2 protein-coding genes are annotated in these 3,874 nt (G+C 67.1%); both read left to right on the forward strand.

Annotation, left to right across the window (positions count from 1 at the left end; all coding sequences use genetic code 11):
• Positions 1-1,338 (forward strand): proprotein convertase P-domain-containing protein (locus tag RUMESO_RS02175; protein WP_211262751.1); only part of this gene is annotated, 1,338 nt, incomplete at its 5' end.
• Between the two features lie 673 nt (positions 1,339-2,011).
• Positions 2,012-3,166, forward strand: coding sequence for a family 16 glycosylhydrolase (locus tag RUMESO_RS26030; protein WP_051520930.1), 1,155 nt, complete (start codon positions 2,012-2,014; stop codon positions 3,164-3,166).
• Positions 3,167-3,874: the final 708 nt, after the last annotated feature.

Below are 3,874 nucleotides of genomic sequence, written 5' to 3' on the forward strand. Positions count from 1 at the left end.
GTGGACCTGATGTACGACGCCGCCGCGGGGCTGGGCTGGCGCGACGTGCAGTCGATCCTGGCGCTCTCCGCCCGGCAGGTGGGCTCGGAGGTGGGGGCGGGCATCGCCGGCTCGGAGCGCTTCCCCTGGGCCTGGAACCACGCCGAGACCTGGAACGGCGGCGGCCTGCACTTCAGCAACGACTACGGCTACGGCCTCGTTGACGCCTGGGCCGCCGTCCGGCTCGCCGAAAGCTGGAACCTCACAGGAACGGCCGCGGCCACCACCGGCAACCAGTTCACCAACACGATGGACGTTCTCAACAGCAACGTCGTCATCCCGGACGGCAATGTGTCCGGCCTGACCTTTGCCGGCACCGCCACCTTCGACGACGTGGTCGAGCGCGTGACCGTGCAGATGTCGTTCTCGACCACCTTCACCGGGGATGTCGAGGTGTACCTGACCTCCCCGGACGGCACGGTGAGCCGGCTCATCGCCGACACCGGGGGCGGCAACGACTACAACGGCACCTGGACCTTCGAGAGCCAGGCGTTCCGGGGCGAGCGGGCCGCCGGCAACTGGGTCGTCCGGGTCGTGGATGACGCCGGTGGCGATACCCTCGCGGTGTCGGACATCGTGATCCGGACCTGGGGGGCGGACACGACCAGCGACCGCTACGTGTTCACCAACGAATACTCGGACTACGACGGCGTCGCCGGGCACCGGACCAACATCGCCGACAGCAACGGCGGCGTCGACACCGTGAACGCAGCGGCGGTGAGCAGCGCCTCGACCATACGCCTCGACGGCCTCAACGGCCTGATCGACGGGGTCGCGGTCGCGTTCACGAACGTCGAGCACGCGATCGCCGGCGACGGCCAGGACAAGCTCTTCGGGAACGCCGGGGCCAACCAGCTCTATGGCCGCAGGAACAACGACCAGATGACCGGTGCTGGCGGCAACGACACGCTGAAGGGTGGCTTCGGCAACGACCTCCTGATCGGCAACGCTGGAAAGGACCTGCTCTCGGGCGCCTTCGGCAACGACACGTTCCGCTTCCTGAGCAAGGCCGACACGCTCTTGGCGTCGTTCGACGTCCTCGAGGGCTTCGACGCGGCCGGGGCGGCCGTGGGCGACCTGATCGACCTGATCGGCATCGACGCGAAGGAGACCATCGTGGGCAACCAGGCCTTCGTCTTCAACTCGACCGCCCTGGGAGGCATCAAGCTCACCAACGTCGGCAACGTCACGCGCATCCAGGGCTTCACCAACAACACCGCCGGGGCGGACTTCCAGATCGACATCCAGGATGGCGCCGTCCTCGCCTCCCAATACACCGCGGCGGACTTCCTGCTGTGATCGACAGGACCGGGCTGGGGCCTTGCGGAGGCTGAGGCTCTGGACGGCACTCGAGCCTCGCTTGGGCCACCCGCTTCGATGGCGGGTGGCCCAAGTCGCAGGCGTGCAAGCCTTCAGAGGCGAAGGTCGGGCGACCGAGGCGGCGACAACCGCCCCGTCGGCGCGTCCGGGCGAAGCGGCTTGAGGCGGGCAGGGGCCTGGCTCTTCCTGGACAGTGCCCCGAGGCCACGTCCGCTCGGGCTCCGAGGACATCCGAGCGATGGTGCGGCCGCCCGTCCGGGTCCTGCGCGACCGAGGCAAGTCGTGAGCCGGTGCGCTTCCGATGGCGCGCCGCTTGGTGCCGCGAGGGTGGCGGGACCGTCGCCATGGCTCCTCTGTCACATCGCAGCCTTAATCCACTAAGAAGCAAAGCAAAATGACCTTACCCCGTTGACGTCGACGGGGATGTGGCCGAATGTCGGGGCACGCTGACGGAAGGGGCCGTCGAACCAGGGATGGGGGTCCGGCCCTTCGCCATTGGGGAGTGGCGGGTGATGCTGGATCCGCTCCGATCGCGCGGCACGACGCCCTGGGGTCATGACGCGACCAAGGGCGGGCATCCTTGCCACGCTGTTCGCATCCAGACGGTCGCCCCCTCTGGCGCTCATGAACGGCCGGGGGCAACATAGATGCCATGAGCTTCCGACTCTACAAACCGAAGCAGCGCGCTATCGACAACGGCTGGCTTGTCTCGAACTGGGGCAACGAGCTCACCTCCATACAGGACTGGCAGGCCGACAACGTGTACAAGACGCCGGACGGCGGCGTCTCGCTGGTCCTCGACGGAACCGGGATCAACAAGCCCTACGCCGGTGGGGAGATCAAGTCGGCGGACATCGACACGACCGGCACATGGTCGTGGACCGCCCAGGCGCCCCAGATCGTGAAGGGGGCCATCTTCGGGATGTTCCTCCGGAGCCATCGCGACTACTCGGACCGGCCCGTGGAGTTCGACTGGGAGTTCGTGGGCCGTTACGGCACGACCGCCGTCAAGGTCACCGTCCACATGTACGAGGAGGATGGCTCCCACATCAGCAATCTCGCGCAGACCTTCGTGGACCTGGGCTTCGATGCCTCGAAGGGATTCCACACCTACACGACGACGGTGACCGGAACGAGCGCGGTCTTCATGGTGGACGGCAAGGTCGTCCATACCTTCGACAAGGACGATATGCCGGACGGGGTCTGGTACTCCGCGCCGATGCGCAGCTACGCGAACCTCTGGGCGACCGACCCGGACAAGGCGGGCTGGTCAGGCGTCTTCACTGGGGACTACCTGCCGATCACGGCTCGCATCCTGCGGGCCGAAACGCCCGGAATGGTCTACAACCCGCCACCCGTGATCCTGAGCGGCACCGCGAAGGGGGACTCCCTGCAGGGCCGAGCCGGGAATGACCTCCTCAGGGGCCTGGGTGGCGACGACAGGCTCATGGGCCGGGATGGCGACGACAGGCTCATCGGCGGCGACGGAGCCGATCGCTTGCAGGGTGGCATCGGTGACGACACGCTCTCTGCCGGCATGGACAACGACCGGGACGTCTTCGTGTTCGGATCGGACGTCGGTACGGACACGCTGGTCAACTTCGACCCGGGCGAGGACGTGATGCTGATGGCCATCGACGGCATCTCGGGCCTCGGCGCCCGAGCCAAGCCGCATTCGCTCTGGATCGGTTATCCCGGCGACGACGCGGTGGTTCGGGGCGATCTCAACGGCGATGGGGTTGTCGACTTCAAGATCGTCCTGCTGGGCGTCGACCGGCTCACGGCCGATGACTTCGTCTTTTCCTGAGGCCGGTCCGAGGGTTCGTGCCCGCTTCACGCCTTGCCGACGGAGTGCTCCGACTATGATGGCCGGCGCCGAGGCCCATGGCGCCTAGAACCGTGGCCCGAGCGACGACCTGTGCGCCCAGGTCGAGGGCGAGGAGGCGGGGCCGCTCGGGAACCCTTGTGGGCGATGGCGAGCACCGTATGGATCGACCCGTCGCGTGGCCCTTGGACTTGATGGAGCGGTCGCGACTCGGGGCGCGCGGCTCCCGGGAGTCGTGCCGCAGCACGCCGAAGTGGTGCGAGGCCAGGATTCCGGTCGCAGAGAAGTCGCCGCCCGGGTGGCCGAGCTGGGTCTCATGGACCATGCGGAAGGTCCGGCGGCGGGTTCAGAGCGCCTTCTCACGGATCAGGGGGAGGGGGCCCGGGAGCGAGAGGCATGGGTGATCCCTTGCGGACAGCGGAATGGATCGACAGCAGGGGCTTCACAACTGAAGGCACCGCTCAGGTCTGACAGGCGGTCTGATTATCAGAAACTGTCGTTTCCTTTCGTTCATCTTCGAATGCAGCAGAAATCAAGATGACTCGGGGCAGAGGCCTCGATAAGCTGAGAAGACAGGAACAGAGGAGCCGGGATGCCTTCGGATCAGCGCGCGGAACCCGGCCTATTGTCGGAGCCGCGGCGGCGTCGGATATTGGAGTGGCTGCAGGAGGAGGGGAGCGCGCGGGTGCG

The organism is Rubellimicrobium mesophilum DSM 19309, assembly GCF_000600335.2.
Taxonomy (GTDB): Bacteria; Pseudomonadota; Alphaproteobacteria; order Rhodobacterales; family Rhodobacteraceae; genus Rubellimicrobium; species Rubellimicrobium mesophilum.